This window comes from Roseateles sp. GW821-FHT09H10, assembly GCF_059415865.1.
The window spans coordinates 763798-787797 of the sequence record NZ_JBWKOB010000002.1 but is presented as its reverse complement, the minus strand read 5'-3'; the positions used below and the strand labels follow the sequence as shown (position 1 = coordinate 787797).

The following is a 24000-nucleotide window of genomic DNA, read 5'->3' as shown; positions in this document are numbered from 1 at the left end:
TTCGAAACAGGATGCGCCAAGCCTAACGGATTCAGTGCAGCGCGCCATGAAACGAGAAAAAGCCCGCCGGCGCGGTGCGCGGGCGGGCTTGGCCGAAGGCCGGGCCGGTCAGATGACGCGGCGGCGGCGGGCCAGGAAGCCGACCACGCCCATGCCCAGGGCCATCAGGCCCCAGGTGCCGGGTTCCGGCACGGCGACAGCAACGCCTTCCATGGCGTAGATCTGGGCGGAGCTGACCGCATAGCCCTTGTCCGTCAGCGCGTTGACGCTGGTGTTCCAGCCCATCGCGTCGAAGGCGGCGATGTCGTTGCGGGTCACGTTCTCGGTGTAGCAGGGCGAGGACGTCGGATCCATGATGCCGACCTGGCGCGTGCTCTGGAAGCAGCCGGGGGCGTTCGGGTCGATGAAGCCGACGTTGTCCTTCCAGTGCGAGGCCTGGGCGCCATCGCCGGAGTAGGCGCCGGTCGAGAAGGTGGCAGCCTCCTGGAAGCTGGCGTCACCGAGTCCGAACACGGACACGCCATCGATCGAGAAATAGGCCGGGCGGTTGGCCGACCATTGCAGGATGGCCTTGCCGTCGGCGCCGACGGAGTTGCCGTAGCGGAACAGGTCCAGCGTGCTGCCGATGGGGAACTCGGTGATGTCGGCGGTACCGAAGGCACCGGCTTCGAAGGCGCCAGCCAGCGGGCCCTTGCCGTGCATCACGATGTCGAAGACGTCGGTGCCGCTGACGAAGCCCAGGGCATGGCCGATCTCGTGCACGGCGACGGCGGTGAAGTCGTACTTGCCGGCGTCGATGCCATTGCTCGGGTTGAAGTCGAAGGCAAACTGGTTGCTGAACTGGATCTGTGCGTCGTAGGCGTTCAGCGGGCCGCCCTGGGTCTTGCCCGTCAGGCCCAGGGCCTTGATGACGGACTGGTTGACGTCCAAGTAGTTGTTGATGCCGGCATTGCCCGTGCGGGTGACCGTCGCGTCCTGGACGCCAATCTTGTTGGCGACGTCGTAGTAGTCGTTGGTACGGACGGTCAGGCCACCGCCGGCATTCAGCTTGGACAGGTTGGCCACGGCAATGGCGTCCAGCGCCGTCGTGCCGGTGGCGGCCAGGCCGGCGTAGACGTCGGTGACGGCCACGGTGTTGCTGACGCTGCTCGTCGAACCGAGCACGTTGGCGGGCAGTGCGTCGAAGCTGATGTTGAAGCGCAGCGTGACGTCATTCGTCAGCGTCTTGTTCCAGTAGTTGGCCGCCTTCTGGAAGGCGAACAAGGCAGCGGCGCCGTTGGGCGACGTGGCGAAGCTGTTGGTCGAGTCGACCAGCACGATGTTGAGGGCGCTGGCAGGCGCGGCGCAGGCAATGGCGGCGGCAGCGGCGACGGCGTGCAGAAGGCGGTTACGGCTCACGGTGGACTCCCTGGGAACGAAAAAGCGGCGCCGCTTAGGCGACGCCGCAAAGTTCCTCCAGGATAAAACCGTGTGAATTCGTGAAGGATGTCTCAATCCCCTCAGCCAGAGGATGGGTTTACCCGAAGTCTGTCACCTGTGCACAGGTCAGCGCGGTCTTGACGTCAGGTCGAAGCGGTCCAGATCCATGACTTTGGCCCAGGCGGCGACGAAATCCTGGACGAATCGGGCCTTGCCGTCGGCGCTGGCATAGACCTCGGCATAGGCGCGCAGCACCGAGTTGCTGCCGAAGACGAGGTCGGCCCGGGTGCCGGTGTATTTCACGGCGCCGGTCTTGCGGTCGCGGCCCTCGAAGATCTCGGCCGTCGCGTCGGTCGGCTTCCAGACCGTGCCCATGTCCAGCAGCTTGACGAAGAAGTCGTTGCTCAGCGTGCCTGGCTTGTCGGTGAACACGCCGTGCCTGCCGCCGTCGGCATTGGCGCCCAGCACCCGCAGGCCGCCGACCAGGGCGGTCAGCTCCGGCGCGGTCAGCGTCAGCAGCTGGGCGCGGTCGACGAGCAGGGCCTCGGTGGAGGCGCCGAGGTTGCCCTTGCTGTAGTTGCGGAAGCCGTCGGCCAGGGGCTCGAGCGGCGCGAAGGACTCGACGTCGGTCTGGGCTTGGGTCGCATCGACGCGGCCCGGTGCGAAGGGCACCTCGACGGCCACGCCGGCGGCCTTGGCGGCCTGCTCGACGCCGACCACACCGGCCAGCACGATGACATCGGCCAGCGAGGCCTTGCCCGAGGCCTTCTGGATCTCGGCCAGGGCCGGCAGGGCCTTCACGGCGCGCTGGTTGACGGCCCAGTCCTTCTGCGGAGCGAGCGCAATGCGAGCCCCATTGGCGCCGCCGCGCTTGTCGCCGCCGCGGAAGGTCGAGGCCGAGGCCCACGCGACGGAGACGAGGTCGGCGACGGGCAGGCCCGAAGCGGCGATCTTGGCCTTCAGGTCGGCGATGTCACCCGGCGTCGGGTGGTGGGTGGCAACGGGAAGCGGGTCCTGCCAGATCAGGTCTTCCTTCGGCACCTCGGGGCCGAGATAACGCGCCTTGGGGCCCATGTCGCGGTGGGTCAGCTTGAACCAGGCGCGGGCGAAGGCGTTGGCGAAGGCCTGGGGGTCGTCGCGGAAGCGCTGCGAGATCTTGCCGAACTCGGGGTCGAAGCGCAGCGTCAGGTCGGTCGTCAGCATGGTGGGCTTGTGGAACTTGCCCGGGATGTGTGCGTCGGGGATGTCTTCCGGCGCATTCTTGGCCACCCATTGCTTGGCGCCGGCGGGCGAGGTGGTGGCCTCCCATTCAAACTTGAACAGGTTGTCGAAGAAGTGGTTGCTCCATTGCGCGGGCGTCTGGGTCCAGGTGACCTCCAGGCCGCTGGAGATGGTGTCCTTGCCGTGGCCGCCGCCAAAGCCGCTGGTCCAGCCCAGGCCCTGGGACTCGATGCTGGCACCTTCGGGCTCCAGGCCCTTGTGGTGCTCCGGCGCGGCGCCGTGAGCCTTGCCGAAGGTGTGGCCGCCGGCGATCAGCGCGACGGTTTCCTCGTCGTCCATGGCCATGCGGCCGAAGGTGGCGCGGATGTCCTTGGCCGCCGCCAGGTAGTCGCCGCTGGCGTTCGGGCCTTCGGGGTTCACGTAGATCAGGCCCATATGCGTCGCGCCGACGCTGGCGATCAGGCTGCGGTCGCCCTCGAAGCGCTTGTCATCGGCCAGCCACTTCGTCTCGGCGCCCCAGGCGACGTCCATGTCGGGTTCCCAGACGTCCTCGCGGCCGCCGGCAAAGCCCAAGGTGCGAAAGCCCATGGACTCCAGGGCCACATTGCCCGCCAGGATGAAGAGGTCGGCCCAGGAGATGGCCTGGCCGTACTTCTGCTTGATGGGCCAGAGCAGGCGGCGGCTCTTGTCGATGTTGACGTTGTCGGGCCAGGAGTTCAGCGGCGCGAAGCGCTGCTGGCCGCGCCCGCCGCCGCCACGGCCATCGGTGGTGCGGTAGGTGCCGGCGGCATGCCAGGCCATGCGGACCATCTGCGGGCCGTAGTGGCCGAAGTCGGCCGGCCACCAGTCCTGGCTGTCCGTCATCAGCTTGACCAGATCGGCCTTGAGAGCGGAGTAGTCCAGCTTGGCGAAGGCCTCGGCGTAGTCAAAAGACTCGCCGAGGGGGTTGGACTTGCTGGAGTGCTGGTTCAGCAGGTCGACGCGGAGCTGGTTGGGCCACCAATCGCGGTTGCTGGTGCCGCTGCCGGCGGCGTGGTGGAAGGGGCACTTGCCTGCGGGCTGGGCGGTGGTCGGGTCACTCATGGCGTCTCCTGGGATTCGGTGGGAAACCAAAGCTTAATGACGCCTATCGATTGCTGGCTTTGAATAGAACTAATCTAACCATAGCCAAAATCATCTGGCGGCGGCCGATGTTCCGGCAGGCTGGATCCCCTGCGGGATGACGGGTTAGGGGGTGAGCCGGGTGACGCCGCCAAGCTGGCAGGCATAGATGGCATTGCGCAGGGCCGCGATGGCCTCGTAGCGCGTGAAGCTGCGCCGCCAGGCCAGCACGACGCGGCGCGTCGGCACCGGCTCGCTCAACGGCACGAAGCGCAGATGGGGCGTCGGGTCGCGCGGCACCGACAGCTGGGGCACGACGGTCACGCCCATGCCGGACGCCACCATGTGCTTGATGGTCTCCAGCGAGGAGCCCTCGAAGCTGCGGCGAATGCCCTCGGCGTCGCTGGAGAAGCGCGCGAACTCGGGGCAGACCTCCAGCACATGGTCGCGGAAGCAGTGGCCGGTGCCCAGCAGCAGCATGGTCTCGCGCTTGAGCTCCTCGGCGGAGATGGTCTCGCGCGTGGCCAGCGGGTGGACGGCCGGCAGCGCGACGATGAAGGGCTCGTCATACAGCGGCGCCGTGGCCAGGCCCGCTTCGGGGAAGGGCTCGGCCATGATGGCGCAGTCCAGCTCGCCGGTGCGCAGCATCTCCAGCAGCTTGACGGTGAAGTTCTCCTGCAGCATCAGCGGCATCTGCGGGTAGAGCTCGATGCTGTGCCTGACCAGCTCGGGCAGCAGATAGGGGCCAATGGTGTAGATGATGCCCAGGCGCAGCGCGCCGGCCAGCGGGTCCTTGCCGCGCTTGGCGATCTCCTTGATGGCGCCGGCCTGGTCGAGCACCGACTGGGCCTGGCGCACGATCTCCTCGCCCAGCGGCGTCACGCTGACCTCGCTGCCGCCGCGCTCGAAGATCTTCAGGTCGAGCTCCTCCTCCAGCTTCTTGATCGCGACCGACAGCGTCGGCTGCGACACGAAGCAGGCCTCGGCCGCGCGGCCGAAATGACGCTCGCGGGCGACGGCGACGATGTAACGCAGCTCGGTCAGGGTCATGGCAAGCGGTCGACTTCAGGGAAAGGAGCCGAACGCTACACTGCCGCCGCCCCATCAGGGCCCCCAGGGTTTACACCGAGGTACCCCATGACTGATCGCAAGCCCATGACCCTGCCGCGCCTCGCGCAGATGCACGCCAGCGGCGAGAAGATCGCCATGCTGACCTGCTATGACGCGGCCTTTGCGTCACTGCTGGACGAGGCCGGCGTCGACATCCTGCTGATCGGCGATTCCCTGGGCAATGTGCTGCAGGGCCGCGGCTCCACGGCGCCGGTCAGCATCGAGGACATGGTCTATCACACCTTCTGCGTGTCGCGCGGCCACCATTGGGCCTGGATCATTGCCGACCTGCCCTTCGACAGCTACCACTCGTCAAAGGAAGAGGCCTGGAAAAGCGCCGCCGCGCTGGTGAAGGCCGGCGCCCACATGGTCAAGCTCGAAGGCGGGGGCTGGACGGCCGAGACGGTGCGCTTCATCAGCGAGCGCGGCATCCCGGTCTGCGTGCACCTGGGCTTCACGCCGCAGACGGTGAACGCCTTGGGCGGCTTCAAGGTGCAGGGCCGCGACGAGGAAAGCGCCGCCCGCATGAAGCGCGAGTCGTGGGAGGCCGTCGAGGCCGGCGCCGCCATGCTGCTTTACGAGATGGTGCCCGCGGCTCTCGCCGCCGAGATCACGGCCGAATCGCCGGTGCCCGTCATCGGCATCGGCGCCGGCGTCGGCACCTCGGGGCAGGTGCTGGTGCTGCACGACATGCTCAACATCACGCCGGGCCGCAAGCCGCGCTTCGTCAAGAACTTCATGGCAGGCAAGGACTCGGTGCTGGCCGCGGTGAAGGGCTATGTCGACGAAGTGAAGGCCAAGACCTTCCCGGTGAACGAGATCCACGGTTTTGTTTGACATTGCGGGACTGACCGCAGCCACGCCGTGGCCAGCTCTGTCCCCAACTGATTGAGACTTATGCAGGTCATCCACACCATCGCCGAGCTGCGCGAAGCCCTGGCCATCCACCGCCAGCGCGGCTTCGTGCCGACCATGGGCAATCTGCATGAGGGTCACCTCGCCCTCGTGAAGCAGGCGCGCGAGCTGGTCGGCCCGGCGGGTGCCGTGGTGTCCAGCATCTTCGTCAACCGCCTGCAGTTCGCGCCGCATGAGGACTTCGACACCTACCCGCGCACGCTGGAACGCGACTGCGCGCTGCTGGAAAGCGCCGGCTGCGACATCGTCTTCGCGCCCAGCGAGAAGGAGCTCTATCCCGAGCCCCAGGGCTACAAGGTCAGCCCGCCGGCCGAGCTGGCCGACATCCTCGAAGGCCATTTCCGCCCCGGCTTCTTCACCGGCGTCTGCACTGTCGTGCACAAGCTCTTCAACATCGTGCAGCCCACGCTGGCGGTGTTCGGCAAGAAGGACTACCAGCAGCTGATGGTGCTGCGCCGCATGACGGCCCAGATGGCCTTGCCGATTGAAATCCATGGTGGCGAGACGCGCCGCAGCCCGGAGGGTTTGGCCCTGTCATCGCGCAACGGGTATCTGAGCGAAGCCGAGAAGCTGGAGGCGCTGCGCCTGTCGCGCACGCTGAGGGCACTGATCGCCCGCTGGCAGGCGGGTGGGCGCGACGTGGCCGCCATGGAAGCCGACGCGATGCAGGCCCTGCGCGATGCCGGCTGGGCGCCGGACTATGTGACGCTGCGCCGGCAGCACGACCTGGGGCCAGCGGTGGACGGTCAGCCGCTGGTCGCGTTAGGAGCTGCGAAAATCGGCAGCACCCGTTTGATCGACAACCTTGAAGTTTGAAATGACATTGACTCGACTGCGCCGTCGCCCGCTGGCCCTGGCAGCTCTCTTCTCCCTGACCCTGACCGCCTGCGGCGGCGGTGGCGGCAGCAGCGGCGACCCCGTCACGCCGCCGCCGACGCCGGTCCAGCTGACCGTCACGCACAAGGTCAAGATCACGACCTCCATGGGCGACATCGAGCTGGGCCTGGACCGCAACCACGCGCCCATCACCGTGGACAACTTCCTGAAGTACGTGAACGACGGCTTCTACAAGGGCACTGTCTTCCACCGCGTCATCAAGGACTTCGTCATCCAGGCCGGCGGCGTCACCCGCAATGCGTCGGGGCTGGTCGAGAAGGCGCCCACCTACGGCGCCATCACGCTGGAAAGCCAGAACGGCCTGTCCAATCTGCGCGGCACGCTGGCCATGGCCCGCACCTCGGTGGCCAACAGCGCCACCAGCCAGTTCTATATCAACACCGTGGACAACACGAGCCTGAACTACGCGAACCCGGCGAACCCCGGCTACGCGGTCTTCGGCCAGGTCACGGTGGGCTTGGACATCGTCGACAAGATCCGCGCGGTCAACACCAATCTCCAGGACGTGCCGCTGGTCGACGTCACCATCACCGATGCCAAGGTGATTCCTCTGTAACAAGCTGCGTCCGCCTGTCGTCCAGACGGCGGACCGCTTCGTTAGGCAGGCCCTTCCACCTCGCGGGTGTCCTGCCATGTTCCAACGTCTCGCCGCCCTGTTGCTTGTCATCGGCTCGGCCACCCTGCTGAGCGCCTGCGGCGGCGGCGTCGAGATCGAAGTGGGAGGCGGTGGCGGCGGTGGGGGCGGCGGCACGCAATACCCCAAGCCCAATCCCAATCCGAATGCACCGACGTTGTCCTGCAGCGCGGCCGGCCTGGCGGCGTCGGCGGCCAGCCAGTGGGGTACCGTCTGCATGCTGACCAGCAGCGGCGAGATCGTCGTCGAGCTCTACGACAGCTATGCGCCGCAAACGGTCGCCAACTTCTACAAATACGTCGCCGCGGGCTTCTACACCAAGACGCTGATCCACCGCGTCGACCGCGACTTCGTCATCCAGGGTGGCGGCTATACCAGCGGCATGGTGACCAAGACGCCGCTGTATGCGCCCATCAAGCTGGAGAGCAACAACGGCCTGTCCAATCTGCGCGGCACGATCGCCATGGCCCGCCGCAGCGACGCCGACTCGGCGACCAGCCAGTTCTTCTTCAACGTCGTCGACAACACCAGCCTCGACCATCAGAACGCCGCCAACCCGGGCTATGCCGTCTTCGGCCGCATCATCTCCGGGCTCAACACGCTGGACGCCATCAATGTCGTGCCGGTCTATACCTACACGTCGAGCGACATCCAGCCGCGCACCGAGGTGCTGGTGTACTGGGCTCAAAGGCTGAAGTAGGCCCCGTCCGTCCAGGCGGCTCGCCATCCGTCCGCCCGGCTCGCCGTTCGTCATCCGGCCGCCGGTGACGGGCGAGAACGTCGGCAACATGCGCTCCATCACAACCTCGATGGAGACTCCGCATGTCTAAGCGTTCCTGGATGGGCCTGTTCGGTGCTGCCGTGGCCATCGCGACGGCCTTGTACGTCGGCAACAGCAAGGCCGCCACCGCCGAGTTCCGCGACCTGCGTGTCGAAGTCGTCGGCCAGGGCAAGCCGGTGCTGATGATCCCCGGCCTGAACAGCGCCGCCTCCACTTGGGACCAGACCTGCGCCGCGCTGCAGCCCGGCGTGCAATGCCATATCGTGCAGCTGCCCGGCTTTGCCGGCGCGCCGGCCGTGGCGACCGACAACTTCATGAACGGCATGCGCGACCGCCTGCTGGCCTATGTGGACGACCGCAAGCTGGACAGGCCCGTCGTCATGGGCCACAGCCTGGGCGGTGCGCTGGCCCTGCAGATGGCGGCCGAGAAGCCCGGCCGCATCGAGCGCCTCGTCATCGTCGACACCCTGCCCTTCCTGGCCGGCCTGCGCGGCATGACGCCCGAAGCCGCACGCGGCATGGCCGCCGGCATGCGCCAGCAGATGCAGTCCGCCAGCAAGGAGCAGTGGGAGGCCGGCGCCCGCCAGGGCTCGATGGGCATGAGCCGCACGCCCGCCAACAATGAGCGCGTCTACGGCTGGAGCCTTGCCAGCGACCGCGCGACCTCGGCCCAGGCCATGTCCGAACTCTGGGGCGACGACCTGCGCCCGCTGCTGCCCAAGATCACCGCGCCGACGCTGGTGCTCGGCGCCTGGGCGGCCTTCGAACCCATGGGCTCGACGCTGGACAGCACCAGGAAGATCTTCGAGACCCAGTACGCCGGCCTGAGCGGTGCCAAGGTGTCCATGAGCCAGCGCGGCTACCACTTCCTGATGTGGGACGATGCCGACTGGCTGGTCGGCGAAGTCAAGGGCTTCCTGGCGGCCAAGTAAAGCAACGATCCCGGGGAGGCCCATGAACGTGCGCAGGCGCAGCGCGGTGCAGGCGCTGCTGTGGAGCTGCTACAGCGGCCTCTCCATCGCGATGATCGCGAGCTTCGGGGCGCTGACGGGCTCCCTGATCTTCGTGATGGTCTTCCTTGGCGCCGCGCTGTGGATGGCCAGCGAGGCCATGCGCGCCCTGGCCCTGCGCCGCGCCTGGCTGGACCTGCCGCCGCGCGGCCTGATGCTGCGCATGCTGCTGGCACCGCCACTGCTCGCCTTCGTCGTGCAGCTGCTCACCTATGTCGTCAACTCGGCCGGCCTCGCCCTGGGCCTGCTGCACTTCCCGCCCGGCATGCCGCGCGGCTGGCTGGTGCTGATGACCTACACCTTCAACACCAGCGTGCTGCTGTGGCTGTGGATGGCGGTCTGGGTCGGCGTGGCGATGATCAACCGCTGGCGCACCGGCGAGATCGCGAAATGGAAGGCCGAGACCGCCGCCCGCGAGCTCGAGCTGCAGGTGCTGCGCGCCCAGATCAACCCGCACTTCCTGTTCAACGCGCTGAACAACCTGCGCGCCCTCATCAACGAGGACCCGGCCCGTGCCCGCGAGATGCTGAGCCGCCTGTCCAACACGCTGCGCCACACCCTGCAGCACAGCGCCAAGGAGCGCGTGCCGCTGGCCGACGAGCTGGCCGTCGTGCGCGACTACGTGGCGCTGGAGCAGCTGCACCACGAGGAGAGGCTGCGGGTGGACTGGCAGGTCGACCCCGCCACGGCCGGCGCCAGCGTGCCGCCCATGCTGCTGCAGCTGCTGGTGGAAAACGCCATCAAGCATGGCATCGCCCGCACGCCCGGCGGTGGCGTCGTCGACATCGGCCTGAAGCGCGAAGGCCCGCGGCTGGAAGTGGCCGTCAGCAACCCCGGCCAGTGGACGCCGGGCGCGTCGGACAGCACCGGCCTGGGCCTGGCCCATCTGCGCGAGCGCCTGGCGCGCGCGGGCGGCGACGGCGCGGGCTGCCGCATCGCCACGGCGGGCGGCCGCGTCACCGTCACCGTGGAGCTGGCCGCATGAGGATCTATATCGTCGAGGACTCGCGACTGGCCCGCCAGGAGCTGCGCACCCTGCTGGCCGCCATTCCCGATGCCGACATCGTCGGCGAAGCCGCCGAACTCGCGCCGGCCCGCGAGGGCATCGAGGCGCTGCAGCCGGAGCTGCTGCTGCTGGACGTCGAGCTGCCCGGCGCCACGGGCTTCGACCTGCTGGACCAGCTCGAGCACCTGCCGCTGGTCGTCTTCACGACCGCCTATGACCAGCATGCCCTGGCCGCCTTCGAGCGCAATGCGCTGGACTATCTGCTCAAGCCCATCGATCCCGAAAGGCTGGAGGCGGCGCTGGCCAAGGCGCGCGAAAGGCTGCGCCCCGCCCTGCCGCCGGTCTCCATGGCGGCCGGGGCCTTCAAGGGTGCGGACGACATGGTCTTCCTGCGCGACGGCGAGCGCTGCTGGTTCGTGCGCCTGGGCGACATCGCCGGCTTCGAGTCCTGCGGCAACTATGCCCAGGCCTGGTTCGACGGCCAGCGCCCGCTGCTGACGCGCACGCTGACCGCGCTGGAGGAGAGGCTGGACCCCCAGCTTTTCTTCCGCGCCAGCCGCAGCCACCTGATCAACCTGCGCTGGATCCAGGACATCCAGCCCTGGAGCAACGACGGCTATCGCGTGAGCTTGCGCGACGGGCACCAGGTCGAGGTCTCGCGGCGGCAGGCGAAGTTGCTGCGGGAGAAGCTGGAGCTCTGACCGGACCGAGGACAAGACCTGCGTGCCAGAGCCAGAGGCTCTGTCCTTCGCCAGGCGCATTCAGTCCTCAGGACTGAATGTGTCCGGGCTCAGTTTGTCCGACGCCTGTCAGAGGACCGGCGCCATGCAAGGCGCAGGGCATGTGACCGTCGGGTGTGCAGCCTGTCCTGGGCAATCTGCAGTCCGTCGTTTGTCGCGTGACCGCTTCTTCCGGGTTGGAGAGGATGAGGGCTCTTCAACACCTGACCCCGAGAACTCGAATGAACAGTTTCGCTTCCTTCTCCATCGCTCTGACTGCCGCAGCCCTGCTGAGCGCCTGCGTCTTCGCGCCGCCCGTCACGACGCCGACCGACACCCAGGCCGTCACCAAGATGGGCGAACAGGCCCTGGCCACCTGCGGCGCGGGCAATGTCAAGGAGGTGAGCGCCAGGAGCTTCACCTGCAAGTAATCAGCATTGCAGGCCGCAGGGCCTGACCTCGGTCGAGCTCAAGCTTTCAGAAACTCGGCCTTGGTCCCGAGCCAGCGCGCTACCTGGCGGCGCGCGGCCTCGGGATGCTCGTCCAGCAGCTTCGGCGCCAGCGCGCGCGCCGCGACCAGCAGCGGCGCGTCCTCCTGCAGGTCGGCAAAGCGCAGCAGCTCGGCGCCGCTCTGGCGCGAACCCATGAATTCCCCCGGGCCGCGGATGTCGAGGTCGCGGCGCGCGATCTCGAAGCCGTCGGTCGTCTCGGCCATGGCCTTCAGGCGCGACTTGCCGGTGTCGGACAGCGGCGGGCTGTAGATCAGCACGCACACACTCGCTTTCGCGCCGCGCCCGACGCGGCCGCGCAACTGGTGCAGCTGCGCCAGGCCGAAGCGCTCGGCATGCTCGATGACCATCAGGCTGGCATTGGGCACGTCCACGCCCACTTCGATGACGGTGGTGGCCACCAGCACGCTCATCTCTCCGCTGGAGAACTGCGCCATCACGGCGGCCTTGTCGGCGGGCGACATGCGGCCATGCAGCAGGCCGACGCGGGTGCCCGCCAGCGTCGCGCTCAGCTCCGCATGCGTCTCCGTGGCATTGCGCAGGTCGACCGCCTCGCTTTCTTCCACCAGCGGGCAGACCCAGTAGACCTGGGCGCCATCGGCCACCGCACCGCGGATCTTGTCGACCACGTCGTGGCGCTTGGACTCGGTGAACACCTTGGTCACGATGGGGCTGCGGCCGGGCGGCAGCTCGTCGATGGTGGACACGTCCAGGTCGGCGAAATAGGTCATCGCCAGCGTGCGCGGAATGGGCGTGGCACTCATCATCAGCAGATGAGGCTCAAGATCCATCGCCTTGAGCTTGTTGCGCAGCGCCAGCCGCTGGGCCACGCCGAAGCGGTGCTGCTCGTCGATGATGGCCAGGCCGAGCTTGGCAAAGCGCACCTTGTCCTCGATGACGGCATGGGTGCCGACGATGAGCTGGGCCTCGCCCGAGGCCGCCGCGTCCAGCATCTTCTGGCGCGCCTTGCCCTTGACGCTGCCGGTGATCCAGGCCACCTTCAGCCCCAGCGGCTCCAGCCAGCCGATCAGCTTGCGGAAATGCTGCTCGGCCAGGATCTCGGTCGGCGCCATCAGCGCGCACTGCCAGCCGGCATCGATGGCGATGGCCGCGGCCAGGGCGGCCACCACCGTCTTGCCTGAACCCACGTCGCCCTGCAGCAGGCGGTGCGTCGGCTGGGGCCGGGCCAGGTCTTGCGCGATCTCCTCGGACACGCGTTGCTGCGCGCCGGTCAGCTGGAAGGGCAGGACCGCAAGCAGCTTCTCGTGCAGGCCGCCCGGCCGGGCGCGCAGCGCGGGCGCGACCAGCAGGGCCCGCTCGCGCTGGGCCTGCAGCTGCGACAGCTGCTGGGCCAGCAGCTCCTCGAACTTGAGCCGGTGCCAGGCCGGGTGGTGGTGCTCGTGCAGCGCCTCCTGCGAGGCGCTGGGCGGCGGGTGGTGCAGGTAGTTGAGGGCCTCTTTCAGGCTGGGCAGGCCCTGCGGCACGACGCCGGCCGGCAGGATCTCGCGCAGATCCGCCCGCGCCAGGCCCGAGGCCACGGCCTTGCGCAGATAGGCCTGGGGCAGCTGGCTGGAGGCCGGGTAGACGGGCGTCAGCGATTGCGCCAGCGGCGTGTCCGCGTCCACGACCTTGACGACGGGATGCACCATCTCGCGGCCGAAGAAGCCGACGCGCGCCTCGCCGCGCACGCGCAGCCGCGCGGCCGCCGACATCTGTTTCTGCTGCGAGGGGTAGAAGTGCAGGAAGCGCAGCAGCAGCGTGCCGGACTCGTCCTTCACGCGCACCAGCAGCTGGCGGCGGCTGCGCAGCTCGACCTGGCAGTCCACCACGACGCCCTCCACCTGGGCCGGCTCGTTCTCGTGCAGGGCCGCGATGGGCGTGATGCGGGTCTCGTCCTCGTAGCGCAGCGGCAGGTGCAGGGCCAGGTCGATGTCGCGCAGCAGGCCGAGCTTCTCCATCGCCTTCTGCGGCGCGGATTTGGGCGCTGGCTGGGGTGTGGCGGCGGCCTCGGGCATGGGCGGCATTTTGCCGGCCGCTGCTTCAGCGGAAGTAGCGCTGCCTCAACTGTTCGTAGCGGCCGTCGCGCTTCATCGCATCCAGCGCCGCCTGCAGGCGTCTCGCCACGGCCGGTTCGGCGTCGGGCCGCAGGCCAAACCAGTAGGACCGCGACACATCCAGCTCCATGACGGGTTGCAGCGTGGCGTAGTCCAGCTTGTGCTGGCGCATGGCCCAGGCGGCGGCCCAGTCGAGCAGCACGACGAACTCCATGCGGCTGGCCAGCAGCTTGCGCACATTGGTGGCGTCGTCCAGGCCGTGCTCGAGTTCGACGCCAGGCTTCAGGCCGGCGGCCTGCAGCAGGCGGTCGGCCGCCGAGTCGCGCACCACGCCGATGCGGCGCTCGCGCAACTCGCTGAGCTGGGGCAGGCTGAGGTCGGCGCGCTTGGCCAGGCGGTAGATCAGCACGCGCCGCGGGGCGATGGGCCCGATCCATTGGAACTGCGCCTCGCGCTCGGGCGTGCGCGTCAGCGAGAACAGCACGCTGTTGGCCTGGCCCTCGGCCATCTGCACGGCGCGCTGCCAGGGCAGCACCTGCAGCTCCAGCGGCAAGCCGGCGGTGGCCGCCATCCGGCGCAGCAGCTCGACGCTGAAGCCCTGGACGTCGGCGCCCTCCTGGTAGTTCAACGGCGCCAGGTTCTCGGTGAAGCCGACCAGCGAGCGCTCCGCCGGCGCCGCGCTGGCCGCCGCGGGCAGCGCGAGGACGGCGGGCAGGGCGAGACAGGTACGACGCTTCACGGGGCCGCGAGTCTAGGGTGACAACGCTGACAGCCGTGTGACCGTCGGGCCGGCGGCGTGCAAAAAGGCGCAGCCGGGGGAGAAAGCACATGCGGCGCGGTGCGGCCTGCAACGGCTTTCAGGGATGAAAACGCGTTTTCCTTCTTGGGCAGGGCCGCACGGCCGGCATACGCTGCACGCCCCATCCATGCTGGAGCCTTTGCCATGCGTTCTTCCCTGCTCGCTCTCGTCATCGCGGGCCTCGCCGCATCCTCGGCCCAGGCCGCGCCACCGGCCCAGGCCGTCGACGGCGTCTTCGTCGGGTCCAACGGCCTGTCGCTCTACACCTTCGACCGTGACGCTGCCGGCAAGAGCAACTGCAACGACCGCTGCGCGGCCAACTGGCCGCCGCTGGCCGCTGCCGCCGACGCCAAGCCCGAGGGCGACTGGAGCGTCGTGACCCGCGACGACGGCAGCAAGCAATGGGCCTACAAGGGCAAGCCGGTCTATGGCTGGGTCAAGGACAGCAAGCCCGGCGACCGCACCGGCGACAACGTCAACCAGGTCTGGCATCTGGCCAAGCCCTGAGGCCAGCGGGCCAAGGGCTGAGACAATCTCGGCCCCATGCCCGATCTGACCGTCGCCGACTTCGATTTCGACCTCCCCCCCGAGCTGATCGCCCAGCACCCGGCCGCCGAGCGCAGCGCCTCGCGCCTGCTGGACGCCAGCGGCGACGTCCTCGTGGACCGCGTGTTCCGCGAGTTGCCGGAGCTGCTGAACCGGGGGGATCTGCTGATCTTCAACAACACCCAGGTCATCAAGGCGCGCCTGTTCGGCGTGAAGGCGACCGGCGGCAATGTCGAGGCCCTGGTCGAGCGCGTGCTGCCTGGCACCCAGGAAGTCTGGATGCATCTGCGCGCCAGCAAGAGCCCCAAGCCCGGCAGCCGCGTGCGCTTTGCCGACGCCTTCGACGCCGAGGTGCTGGGGCGCTGCGGGCCCGACAACGGCCTCTTCCACCTGCGCTTTGCCGGCGACCCCTTCGCGCTGCTGGAGGCTCACGGCCATGTGCCGCTGCCGCCCTATATCGCCCATGCCGACGGCGAAGACGACGTGCGCCGCTACCAGACCGTGTTTGCCAAGGAGCCCGGCGCGGTCGCGGCGCCGACGGCGGCCCTGCATTTCGACGAGGCCCTGTTGGCCCGTTTGGCAGGGAAGGGCGTCGAGCAGGCCCATGTGACCCTGCATGTCGGCGCCGGCACCTTCCAGCCGGTGCGCGTCGAGCAATTGGCCGACCACAAGATGCACAGCGAATGGTTCGAGGTGCCGCAGTCGACTGTCGATGCCGTCGCTGCCTGCCGTGCGCGCGGCGGCCGCGTCGTGGCCGTCGGCACGACGACGCTGCGCGCCCTCGAGTCGGCGGCCCGCGGCGGGCAGTTGCAGGCCGGCGCCCGCGAGACCGACATCTTCATCACGCCGGGCTTCCAGTTCCGCGTCGTCGACCGCCTCGTCACCAACTTCCATCTGCCCAAGAGCACGCTGATGATGCTGGTCAGCGCGCTGGCCGGCCATGAGCGCATCCGCGCCATCTATGCGCATGCCATTGCGCAGCGCTACCGCTTCTTCAGCTACGGCGACGCGATGCTGCTGGAGCGCACGCGCGGCTGAGCGACGGAGGCGTCACGCGGCGGCGCTACGTCGTGAAACCTCTGGGTCACCAGGGGCTCAGACAAGGTCGGGCATCATGGCGTTAGCCTCCCGGTGAACGGCCTGTCATGCCGTGCTTTCTTGAACCGGGTCGGCAACCGTTTCAGGGACTGGGCGGTGGGCAGTCCGGGGCCGGCAGTCGTCAGCACCGATGGTGGCCAGACATGGTTCTCGCGACGACGGACGGCGGCAAGACCTGGAAGCAGCAGGCCAAGGTGACCAAGCAGGATCTGCTGGGCATCACGACCAAGGACAGCAAGACGGTCTGGGTCGTCGGCACCCAGGGCGCGGTGCTGGCGACCGGCACGGGCGGGGACTGATCTACGCGATGCTGCTCTCGCGCGCCCAGGCCAGCCGGCCCTGGGCCGCTTCGTCGACGGCGGCCGTGAAAGCGGTGCGGGCCGTTACGGGCAGGCTGAAGCGCATGCTGACGCGCGTCTCGTGCCGCACGTCAACGAGCTGGGCCCCATGCTGCTCGGCCAGGCGGCGCAGCCGGCCTTCCAGTTCATAGGGCAGCTCGCAGCCCAGCTCCACCTGGGCCACGCGCTCGACCTTGTCGGCGGTCAGCAGGGCCTGGGCGATGCAGTCGGTGTAGGCCCGCACCAGGCCGCCGGCGCCCAGCTTGACGCCACCCCAGTAGCGAACGGCCGTCGCCAGCACGCCGTCCAGGCCCTGGTGGCGCAGCACGTCCAGCATGGGCCGGCCGGCGGTGCCGCCGGGCTCGCCGTCGTCATTGGCGGCCGAGTGGCCGCCGGCCAGCAGGGCCCAGCAGACATGGGCGGCGCCGGGATGGGCGGCGCGCAGCTCGGCGACGCGGGCGAGGGCCGCCGCGCGGTCGGCGCAGGGCTCGACGCGGCCGAGAAAACGGCTCTTCTTGACGACGACTTCGTGCTCGGCTGGGGCGGCCAGGGTCAGGGGCATGGCGGCATTGTCCCCGTGCGACCGGGCCGCTCAGGGCGGCAGCAGCTTCATCACGTCGCTGGGCAGATGCCGGCTCATGATCTGGGCCAGGCTGCCGTCCTGGTGCATCCTGCGCAAGGCCTGCTCGAGCTTCAGCGCATCGGCCTCGCGCACGGTCCTGCGCGACAGGGCCAGGCCGGAGTTCGTGGACGGGGCGCCCGCATGCCAATCGCTGAACTGCAGCTGGGCCAGCACCTCGGCGGGCTGGCCGGCCAGGCTCCAGGGATAGGCCAGGATCAGCTCGGCGCGGCGGCCGGCGAAGGCGCGCCAGGCGATGTCGAAATCGGCCACCTCGCTGACCCGGCCCTGGGCACGCAACTGGGCCAGCAGCGCGTCGTAGCCGGCGCCGTAGAGGGCCTGCCGGATGGCGACGGCGCGCAGCCTGGCGTCGGCCAGGAACTCGGTCTCGCCCTTGATGCCGGCATCGCGCCAGGTCACCGCCGTCATGCGGCCGCTCATCAGCGGAATGATGCGCACGATGGCGGCACGCTCCTCGCTCCACACCACCCAGCTGGCCATGTCGAAGTCGCCGCGCGCCAGGCGCGCCCACAGCCTTGGCTGGGATTCGAGATGGAATTCGAGCTTGCAGCCGCTGCGCTCGGCCAGGGCGTCGAAGAAGTCCTTGTCCAGGCCGCCGAAGCGGCCAGCAGCATCGCGTTCGTAGAGGCGGGGGTACTCGCGCAGGCCGACGCGGTAGGGGCCGCAGTCCTGGGCGGCGCAGCTCAGCCCCCCGAGCCCCAGGCCCAGTGCCAACGCCAAGCGCCGCAACTTCAGCATCGCCCCCGACCTCGTCTTGGTTTGCGGCCAGTCTAGTCCCGCCGCCGACCGGGCCGCGATGCGCCGTGGCTAGCTGCTGCTGGCCGGCAGGCCATAGGCTTGCCTGAGCTTGTCGATGGCGCCATGGCGTCGCAGCTGGTCCAGGGCCCGCTGCAGGGCCTCCGCCGGCGCAGGATCGCCGTCCACCCGCAAGCCGAAGTAGTAGTCGCCACTGGCATCGAGCACGGCCACTTCGCGGATGCGCTCCGGCGCCTCCTTCATCTGGTGCAGCTGCCAGTAGATGTTCAGGTCACCGATCACCAGCAGGTCCATGCGCCCGGCCAGCAGCTTCTTGACACTGGTCTCGTAGCTGGGCGACACCTCCAGCTCCTTGCCGGGCTTCAGGCCCTCGGCGAGCAGCTGCTCCAGCGTGGCCGTGCCGGCGGTGGCGCCCACCTTCAGGCCGTCGAGCTGCTGCAGGCCGCGGAAGCGGATGTCGCTGCGCTGGCTCAGGCTGTAGATGCTGACGCGGCGCGGCAGGATGGGGCCCACCCAGCGGTAGCGGCTCTCGCGCTCGGGCAGGCGGGCCAGCGGGAAGAGCAGGCTGCCGGGGGTTTCCAGGAAGGACTTCTCGGCGCGCAGCCGCGGCTGCAGGGCGATGGCGGGCTCCAGCTGGGCCAGGTCGGCCATGCGGCGCAGCAGGTCGGTGGCCAGGCCTACGACCTGACCGTCCTGCTCGAAGCTCAGCGGCGGCAGGGCGTGGCAGAAGACCGGCAGCGGCGCGCGCGCTGCCGACGCGGGCAGAGGCAGGGCCGCGGCGAGTGCGAGCAGGGGGCGTCGGCTCAGCATCGGTTGGGTTCTCTCGCGCAATCAGGGTCCGCCGTCGCCATCGGGCAGGCGCAGGGCGGGAGCCAGCTTGTCTCCGGCATGTCGACGCACGATAGCGTCCAGGCTGCCATCGCGCCGCATCGCCAGCAGCGTCTCGCGCAATCGCTCACGGTCTGCCGCGCTGACCCGCTCCCGCGACAAGGCCAGCGCGCCGACGACCCGCTCCGCCGGGGCCCAGACGGCGGTCTCGTAGGCCTGCAGCTCGGGATCCTGCTGGCGCAGCCGGGCCAGGCTGGCAACGCCGATCAGCAGGGCGTCGGCGCGGCCGGCCTTGAAGACGCGCACGGCGGTGGGCTGGTCGGGCGCCTCGACGATGCGCCCGCGCTGCTGCAACTGGGCGAGCAAGGCCTCCATGCGTGGGCCGTCGCGGGCGGCGCGCACCTTGAGCAGGCGGCGGCTCTCGTCCTGCAGAAAGGCTTCCGGCGTGTTGGGCACCGTGCGGTCGTGCAGCAGCACGACGCGGCGCGACTGGATATAGGGCACCAGCTCGGCCACGCGCCCGCGCTCGGGATTCATGACCGCGGACACCGTGATGTCGACGCCGTCCGTGCTCAGCAGGGCCCAGGTGCGGGCCCGCGATTCCAGGCGGGTCTCGAAGCGGCAGCCGCTGCGCCGCGCCAGCTCGTCGATGAGGTCCTTGTCGATGCCGCGGTACTGGCCGTCGGCGCCGCGGTGGTAGAGGACGGCGTACTCGTAGAAGGCCACGCGGTAGGGGCCGCAGGCCAGGGCCGCCGTGGGCAGCATGAGGTAGGCCAGCAGGCAAAGCAGCCGGGATGTGACCGTGGCGGAGATCCTCATCGCGGTTCAGTGTAGGCCTGCCCCTCCCCGCTGCGACAATCCCCATCCCATGCTGAAGTTCGACCTCCTCAAGACCGAAGGCCGCGCCCGCCGCGGCACGCTCACGCTCAACCACGGCGTCGTGCAGACGCCCATCTTCATGCCCGTGGGGACCTACGGCACGGTCAAGGGCGTCACGCCCCGTTCGCTGGAAGAGATGGGCGCCCAGATCATCCTGGGCAACACCTTCCACCTGTGGATGCGGCCGGGCCTGGACGTCGTCAAGCAGTTCGGCGGCCTGCACCGCTTCGAGAGCTGGAACAAGCCCATCCTGACCGACTCCGGCGGCTTCCAGGTCTGGAGCCTGGGTGCCATGCGCAAGATCAGCGAGGAGGGCGTCAAGTTCGCCTCGCCCGTCAACGGCGACAAGCTGCTGCTGACCCCTGAGGTCAGCATGCAGATCCAGACCATCCTGAACTCCGACATCGTCATGCAGTTCGACGAATGCACGCCCTATGAAAGCAAGGGCGTGCTGACGACCGAGCGCGAGGCCAAGTCCTCGATGGAGCTGAGCCTGCGCTGGGCCAGGCGCTGCATCACCGAGTTCGACCGCCTCGAGAACCCGAACGCGCTGTTCGGCATCGTGCAGGGCGGCATGTTCACGAATCTGCGCGACGCCTCGCTGGCCGGCCTGGCCGAGCTGGACCTGCCGGGCTATGCCATCGGCGGCCTGTCGGTCGGCGAGCCCAAGGCCGAGATGCAGCGCATCCTGGAGCACACCGGCCACCAGCTGCCGGCCAACAAGCCGCGCTATCTGATGGGCGTGGGCACGCCGGAGGACCTGGTCGAAGGCGTGTCCCAGGGCATCGACATGTTCGACTGCGTCATGCCCACCCGCAACGCGCGCAACGGCCACCTGTTCACGCGCTTTGGCGACCTGCGCCTGCGCAATGCCCGCTACAAGGCCGACGAGAAGCCGGTCGACGAGACCTGCAGCTGCGAATGCTGCAAGGGCTTCAGCCGCGCCTATCTGCACCACCTGGACCGCTGCGGCGAGATGCTCGGCCCCATGCTGACCAGCGTGCACAACCTGCACTACTACCTGAACCTGATGCAGGAGATGCGCGACGCGCTGGACGCCGGCCGCTTCGAGGCTTGGCGGGCCCAGTTCCACGCGGATCGGGCAAGGGGAATCTGACCTCTTGGTGAACGGCGCCGCGGCCTCAAGATAGCGGCATGCTGAAAGCCCTGCTCGCCCCGCTGCGCTGGCTGATCAAGGTCGTCCTCGCGCTGCTCATCCTGTTCGAGGAGTGGGGCTGGGAGCCGCTGCGGCGCGTCTTCGCGCTGCTCGCCAGGCTGCCGGTCATCCGTCAGTTCGAGGCCCTGCTCAAGCGCCTGCCGCCGCGTTGGGCCCTGATCGTGCTGGTGCTGCCCAGCCTGCTCATCCTGCCGGTCAAGCTGCTGGCCCTGTGGCTGGTGGCCGAGGGCCGCGTGACGCTCGGCCTGATGGTCATCATCGCGGCCAAGCTGATCGGCACGGCCCTGCTGGCCTGGCTGTTCCAGCTCATCCAGCCGGCGCTGATGCAGCTGGCCTGGTTCGCCCGCCTGCATGCGCGCTGGACGGCCTGGAAGGCCGAGCTGCTGGCCTGGGTGCGCGCCAGCGCCGTCTGGCGCAGCGCGCGGGCGATCAAGCTGAGGGTGAAGCGGCTGTTCCGAGCAGGCCGGACACCCGAGACCGCAAAGCCTCGGGACTGACTTCGGCCGGCGCCATCGGCTGGTCCACCGTCAAGCTGACCGGACTCCACACGCCGCGCCGCATCGGCCTGACCATGGCCTTGCCGTCTTCCACGCGCGAGAAGAAGCTGCCCCACAGATTGCCCAGGGCCATCGGGATGACGGGCACCTCGGGCAGGCCCTCGATGAGCTTCATGACGCCGCCCTTGAAGGGCTGCAGTTCGCCGTCGCGGGTCAGGCCGCCCTCGGGGAAGATGCAGACCATCTCGCCGTCCTGCAGCACGGCGCGGGCGGCGGCGAAGGCGGCCTCGTAGGTGGCCGGATCGGCCTTGGCGGGCGCGATGGGGATGGCCTTGGCCAGCTTGAACATCCAGCCCAGCACCGGGATCTTGAAGATCTGGTGGTCCATCAGGAAGCGGATGGGGCGCGGGCTGGCGGCCATCAGCAGCACGGCGTCGACGAAGCTGACGTGGTTGCAGACCAGCACGGCCGGGCCGCTGGTGGGAATGCGCTCGTCGTTGACGATCTTGAAGCGGTAGATGAGGCGCGTCAGCACGAAGGCCGCGAAGCGCAGCAGGTACTCCGGCACGATGAGGAAGATGTAGAAGGCCACCACCGCGTTGGCGATGCCCACGGCCAGGAAGATCTGCGGAATCGTCAGGCCCGCGCCCAGCATGGCGCCGGCGATGACCGAGCTGGCGATCATGAAGATCGCGTTCAGGATGTTGTTGGCCGCGATGATGCGGGCGCGATGGCTGGGCTGGGCGCGCAGCTGGATCAGCGCATACATGGGCACGCTGTACAGGCCGGCGAACAGGGCCAGCAGGGTCAGGTCGGCCAGCACGCGCCAGTGGGCGGCGACGCTGAGGAAGGCGCTGACGCTGTAGGGCTCGCTCGCCGGCAGGCCGCTGGCCGCGAAATAGAGATCGATGGCGAACACGCTCATGCCGATGGCGCCCAGCGGCACCAGGCCGATTTCCACATGGCGCTTGGACAGCATCTCGCACAGCAGCGAACCGATGCCGATGCCGATGGAGAACACCGCCAGCAGCAGGGACGCGACCTGCGGGCTGCCGTGCAGCACCTCCTTGGCGAAGGCCGGGAAGTTGGACAGGAAGACGGCGCCGAAGAACCACATCCACGAGATGCCCAGCAGCGAGCGGAACACGGCCAGGCCTTCATGCGCGAGCTTGAGGTTGCGCCAGGTCTCGGTGAAGGGGTTCCAGTTGATGACGAGACCGGGGTCGGTCGACGGGCTGGGCGGCAGGCCCTGGGCCGTCACGCGGCCGAGCACGGCCAGGACCAGGCAGGCCCAGGCCACATGCTGCGGGCCGACGACGGGCGTGTCGACCAGGATGCCGCCGAGCAGTTGGCCGAGCAGGATGGCCACGAAGGTGCCCATTTCCACCATGCCGTTGCCGCCGGTCAGCTCGCGCTCGTTGAGGTGCTGCGGCATGTAGGCGTACTTGACCGGGCCGAACAGCGTCGAGTGCAGGCCCATCAGGAAGACGCAGGCCAGCAGGGCCGGCACATTGGCGGCATAGAAGCCCCAGGCCGCGATCACCATGATGGCGATCTCCAGGCTCTTCACCAGCTGCATCAGCCGCGCCTTGTCGTGCTTGTCCGCCAGTTGGCCGCTGGTGGCCGAGAACAGCACATAGGGCAGGATGAACAGCGCCCCGATCACCAGGCCCGCCATCGTGGGCGGCAGCCAGTCCAGCTGCAGCTGGTAGGTGATCATCAGCGTGAACGCGAACTTGAAGACGTTGTCGTTCGCGGCGCCGAGGAACTGCGTCCAGAAGAAGGGCGCGAAGCGGCGCTGGCCCAGCAGGGCGAACTGATTCGGGTGCTCTTGTTGGCTCATTGCTTGACCAGTTGCGGTGATTCGGAGAGGCCGGCGCGCGGCAGCCAGGCAAACATCGAGTCCACGGTCACCGTGTCGATGTGCCGCGTCATGCGGCGCGCGGTCGGATGATCGTCGAAAGCGATGTTGGCCTGGGTCATGCGGCCGCCCAGGCGCTCCAGGGCCGACAGGCGCAGGTCGGTGGGCTGGTAGCCCTGGCTGCGCAGCCAGTCCTGGGCCGAGCGGCGGCTGGAGATGCCGGGAGCGGCGGCGCCGGCCAGGGTCTCGAGCACCCATTGGTTGCTCTGCTGGTACTGGGTGCCGAAGGCATAGGCCACCATGCTGTAGCGGCGCTCGTTGAAGCGCGCGACGCGGCTGTTGTCGATCAGCACGGGCAGCAGGGCCTGCTGCAGTTCGGGCTTGAGCACGACGAAGGCGGCCTGGTAGCGGTGCGGGTTGTCGAGGAAGAACTCGCCCAGGCCCTGGCGGTAGAGCGCGGCATGGTCGGTGCCGCAGTGGTTGAGCTTGTGCATGACACGCCAGACCGCCGGTTGCTGACTGCCGTCCTTGTAGACAAAGCCGAGGTGCGACCACTGCAGGCCGTACTTGCTCAGGTCCTGGCCGGCGCGGGCCAGCACGGCGACCTGGGCGCCGCTGGCGTCCAGCTGGCGCGCGGTGGCCTGGGCCAGGTTCAGCCCCTGCTCTATCTGGCGCGCCGTCGGCTGCTTCTCCTCGCACGGCCGGCCCGCGTGGGCGGCCGTGGCGAGGGCCAGCGCGGCGCAGGCGAGGGCCAGCCTCAACGGCTCACCTTCTCGTTGTAGAGCAGGGCCTTGCCGATCTCGTTGGGGATGAAGGCGATGACCTCGCCGGCCGCGGACAGGATGGTGCCGGCGCCGATGACCGAGACGACGACGGCCGCGCCGGTGGACACGACGACGCCCTCGGCCAGCTTGCCGGAGGCGCGGATGCTGATGCGCGCGCCATCCGAGGCGCGTTCCAGCACCCAGACCGTGACGCCGGCGACGACTTCAACGCTGACTACGACCAGCGTCACGCCGGCCGACAGGATGCCGGCGGGCAGGGCGCTCAGCACGACGCCGGTGGTGCTGACGGCGGCGACGGACAGCACCACTGGCGCGACCGACAGGACGGCGCTGGCCTCGGAGGGGCTGGTGTGGGCCTGGGCGGGCAGGCCCAGCGCCAGAGACAGGGCGGTGGCGGCAAACAGGCGTTTCATCGCATGC

At 68.9% G+C, this 24000-nt stretch carries 25 protein-coding genes; 13 read left to right on the top strand and 12 right to left on the bottom strand.

The features are described from left to right. Positions 1-108: 108 nt before the first annotated feature. The 3 genes from AC07OY_RS11545 to AC07OY_RS11535 form a co-directional block, all read right to left on the bottom strand. Positions 109-1398: an NF038122 family metalloprotease gene (locus AC07OY_RS11545; RefSeq protein ID WP_495042717.1), complete on the bottom strand. Its 1290-nt coding sequence runs from the start codon at positions 1396-1398 to the stop codon at positions 109-111. Positions 1399-1545: 147 nt separating this feature from the next. After that, the gene (katG, locus tag AC07OY_RS11540) at positions 1546-3723 is read right to left on the bottom strand and encodes a catalase/peroxidase HPI (RefSeq protein WP_495042716.1); all 2178 of its coding nucleotides are present in this window, start codon (positions 3721-3723) and stop codon (positions 1546-1548) included. A gap of 144 nt (positions 3724-3867) precedes the next feature. After that, the gene (locus AC07OY_RS11535; RefSeq protein ID WP_495042715.1) at positions 3868-4791 is read right to left on the bottom strand and encodes a hydrogen peroxide-inducible genes activator; all 924 of its coding nucleotides are present in this window, start codon (positions 4789-4791) and stop codon (positions 3868-3870) included. An 87-nt stretch (positions 4792-4878) separates the two neighbouring features. Here AC07OY_RS11535 and panB point away from each other — a divergent pair, with 87 nt between their 5' ends. From panB to AC07OY_RS11495, 8 genes are all read left to right on the top strand, one after another. Continuing rightward, entirely contained in the window at positions 4879-5688 is an 810-nt protein-coding gene (panB, locus tag AC07OY_RS11530) for a 3-methyl-2-oxobutanoate hydroxymethyltransferase (RefSeq protein WP_495042714.1), read from the top strand. Positions 5689-5748: 60 nt separating this feature from the next. Then, complete coding sequence (gene panC / locus AC07OY_RS11525; RefSeq protein ID WP_495042713.1) at positions 5749-6582, top strand: pantoate--beta-alanine ligase; 834 nt, start codon at positions 5749-5751, stop codon at positions 6580-6582. A 1-nt stretch (position 6583) separates the two neighbouring features. Further along, positions 6584-7219 carry a peptidylprolyl isomerase gene (locus AC07OY_RS11520; RefSeq protein ID WP_495042712.1) on the top strand — a complete coding sequence of 212 codons (636 nt, stop codon included), beginning with the start codon at positions 6584-6586 and terminating at the stop codon, positions 7217-7219. A gap of 76 nt (positions 7220-7295) precedes the next feature. Further along, the gene (locus AC07OY_RS11515; RefSeq protein ID WP_495042711.1) at positions 7296-7997 is read left to right on the top strand and encodes a peptidylprolyl isomerase; all 702 of its coding nucleotides are present in this window, start codon (positions 7296-7298) and stop codon (positions 7995-7997) included. Between the two features lie 122 nt (positions 7998-8119). Beyond that, positions 8120-9010 (top strand): alpha/beta fold hydrolase, encoded by an 891-nt coding sequence (locus AC07OY_RS11510; protein ID WP_495042710.1) that lies wholly within the window; start codon positions 8120-8122, stop codon positions 9008-9010. 22 nt (positions 9011-9032) lie between these two features. Continuing rightward, the gene (locus tag AC07OY_RS11505; RefSeq protein ID WP_495042709.1) at positions 9033-10073 is read left to right on the top strand and encodes a sensor histidine kinase; all 1041 of its coding nucleotides are present in this window, start codon (positions 9033-9035) and stop codon (positions 10071-10073) included. Beyond that, positions 10070-10795 carry a LytR/AlgR family response regulator transcription factor gene (locus AC07OY_RS11500; protein WP_495042708.1) on the top strand — a complete coding sequence of 242 codons (726 nt, stop codon included), beginning with the start codon at positions 10070-10072 and terminating at the stop codon, positions 10793-10795. Before AC07OY_RS11505 ends, AC07OY_RS11500 begins: the two co-directional genes overlap by 4 nt. A 260-nt stretch (positions 10796-11055) precedes the next feature. Beyond that, a complete protein-coding gene (locus AC07OY_RS11495; RefSeq protein WP_495042707.1) occupies positions 11056-11244 on the top strand; it encodes a hypothetical protein in 189 nt (62 codons plus the stop codon). A 38-nt stretch (positions 11245-11282) separates the two neighbouring features. On the opposite strand, the gene recG is transcribed toward AC07OY_RS11495, so the two are convergent. Both recG and AC07OY_RS11485 read right to left on the bottom strand, forming a co-directional pair. Beyond that, entirely contained in the window at positions 11283-13337 is a 2055-nt protein-coding gene (gene recG, locus AC07OY_RS11490) for an ATP-dependent DNA helicase RecG (protein WP_495042706.1), read from the bottom strand. 25 nt (positions 13338-13362) lie between these two features. Then, positions 13363-14115, bottom strand: a complete 753-nt coding sequence (locus AC07OY_RS11485; RefSeq protein ID WP_495042705.1) for a substrate-binding periplasmic protein — start codon at positions 14113-14115, stop codon at positions 13363-13365. A gap of 204 nt (positions 14116-14319) precedes the next feature. Here AC07OY_RS11485 and AC07OY_RS11480 point away from each other — a divergent pair, with 204 nt between their 5' ends. From AC07OY_RS11480 to AC07OY_RS11470, 3 genes are all read left to right on the top strand, one after another. Further along, entirely contained in the window at positions 14320-14682 is a 363-nt protein-coding gene (locus AC07OY_RS11480) for a COG4315 family predicted lipoprotein (protein ID WP_495042704.1), read from the top strand. A gap of 36 nt (positions 14683-14718) precedes the next feature. Next, complete coding sequence (gene queA, locus AC07OY_RS11475; RefSeq protein WP_495042703.1) at positions 14719-15759, top strand: tRNA preQ1(34) S-adenosylmethionine ribosyltransferase-isomerase QueA; 1041 nt, start codon at positions 14719-14721, stop codon at positions 15757-15759. Between the two features lie 203 nt (positions 15760-15962). Then, complete coding sequence (locus tag AC07OY_RS11470; protein WP_495042702.1) at positions 15963-16118, top strand: hypothetical protein; 156 nt, start codon at positions 15963-15965, stop codon at positions 16116-16118. A gap of 1 nt (position 16119) precedes the next feature. On the opposite strand, the gene AC07OY_RS11465 is transcribed toward AC07OY_RS11470, so the two are convergent. The 4 genes from AC07OY_RS11465 to AC07OY_RS11450 all read right to left on the bottom strand — a co-directional run bounded on the left by AC07OY_RS11465 (position 16120) and on the right by AC07OY_RS11450 (position 19200). After that, complete coding sequence (locus AC07OY_RS11465) at positions 16120-16719, bottom strand: IMPACT family protein (RefSeq protein WP_495042701.1); 600 nt, start codon at positions 16717-16719, stop codon at positions 16120-16122. Positions 16720-16749: 30 nt separating this feature from the next. After that, a complete protein-coding gene (locus AC07OY_RS11460) occupies positions 16750-17535 on the bottom strand; it encodes a substrate-binding periplasmic protein (protein ID WP_495042700.1) in 786 nt (261 codons plus the stop codon). A gap of 69 nt (positions 17536-17604) precedes the next feature. Then, positions 17605-18363, bottom strand: a complete 759-nt coding sequence (locus tag AC07OY_RS11455) for a substrate-binding periplasmic protein (RefSeq protein ID WP_495042699.1) — start codon at positions 18361-18363, stop codon at positions 17605-17607. Positions 18364-18384: 21 nt separating this feature from the next. Next, positions 18385-19200: a substrate-binding periplasmic protein gene (locus AC07OY_RS11450; RefSeq protein ID WP_495042698.1), complete on the bottom strand. Its 816-nt coding sequence runs from the start codon at positions 19198-19200 to the stop codon at positions 18385-18387. Positions 19201-19249: 49 nt separating this feature from the next. Here AC07OY_RS11450 and tgt point away from each other — a divergent pair, with 49 nt between their 5' ends. Then, a complete protein-coding gene (gene tgt / locus AC07OY_RS11445) occupies positions 19250-20377 on the top strand; it encodes a tRNA guanosine(34) transglycosylase Tgt (protein ID WP_495042697.1) in 1128 nt (375 codons plus the stop codon). Positions 20378-20415: 38 nt separating this feature from the next. Beyond that, positions 20416-20934 (top strand): hypothetical protein, encoded by a 519-nt coding sequence (locus tag AC07OY_RS11440; protein WP_495042696.1) that lies wholly within the window; start codon positions 20416-20418, stop codon positions 20932-20934. On the opposite strand, the gene AC07OY_RS11435 is transcribed toward AC07OY_RS11440, so the two are convergent. Genes AC07OY_RS11435 through AC07OY_RS11425 form a run of 3 tightly spaced genes read right to left on the bottom strand, consistent with a single transcriptional unit; the run spans position 20867 to position 23993 of the window. Continuing rightward, positions 20867-22777 carry an MFS transporter gene (locus tag AC07OY_RS11435; protein WP_495042695.1) on the bottom strand — a complete coding sequence of 637 codons (1911 nt, stop codon included), beginning with the start codon at positions 22775-22777 and terminating at the stop codon, positions 20867-20869. The genes AC07OY_RS11440 and AC07OY_RS11435 overlap by 68 nt on opposite strands. Then, positions 22774-23556, bottom strand: a complete 783-nt coding sequence (locus AC07OY_RS11430) for a DUF2145 domain-containing protein (RefSeq protein WP_495042694.1) — start codon at positions 23554-23556, stop codon at positions 22774-22776. Before AC07OY_RS11430 ends, AC07OY_RS11435 begins: the two co-directional genes overlap by 4 nt. Then, positions 23553-23993, bottom strand: coding sequence for a hypothetical protein (locus tag AC07OY_RS11425; protein ID WP_495042693.1), 441 nt, complete (start codon positions 23991-23993; stop codon positions 23553-23555). The genes AC07OY_RS11430 and AC07OY_RS11425 overlap by 4 nt, the downstream gene beginning before the upstream one ends. Between the last annotated feature and the right edge of the window lie 7 nt (positions 23994-24000).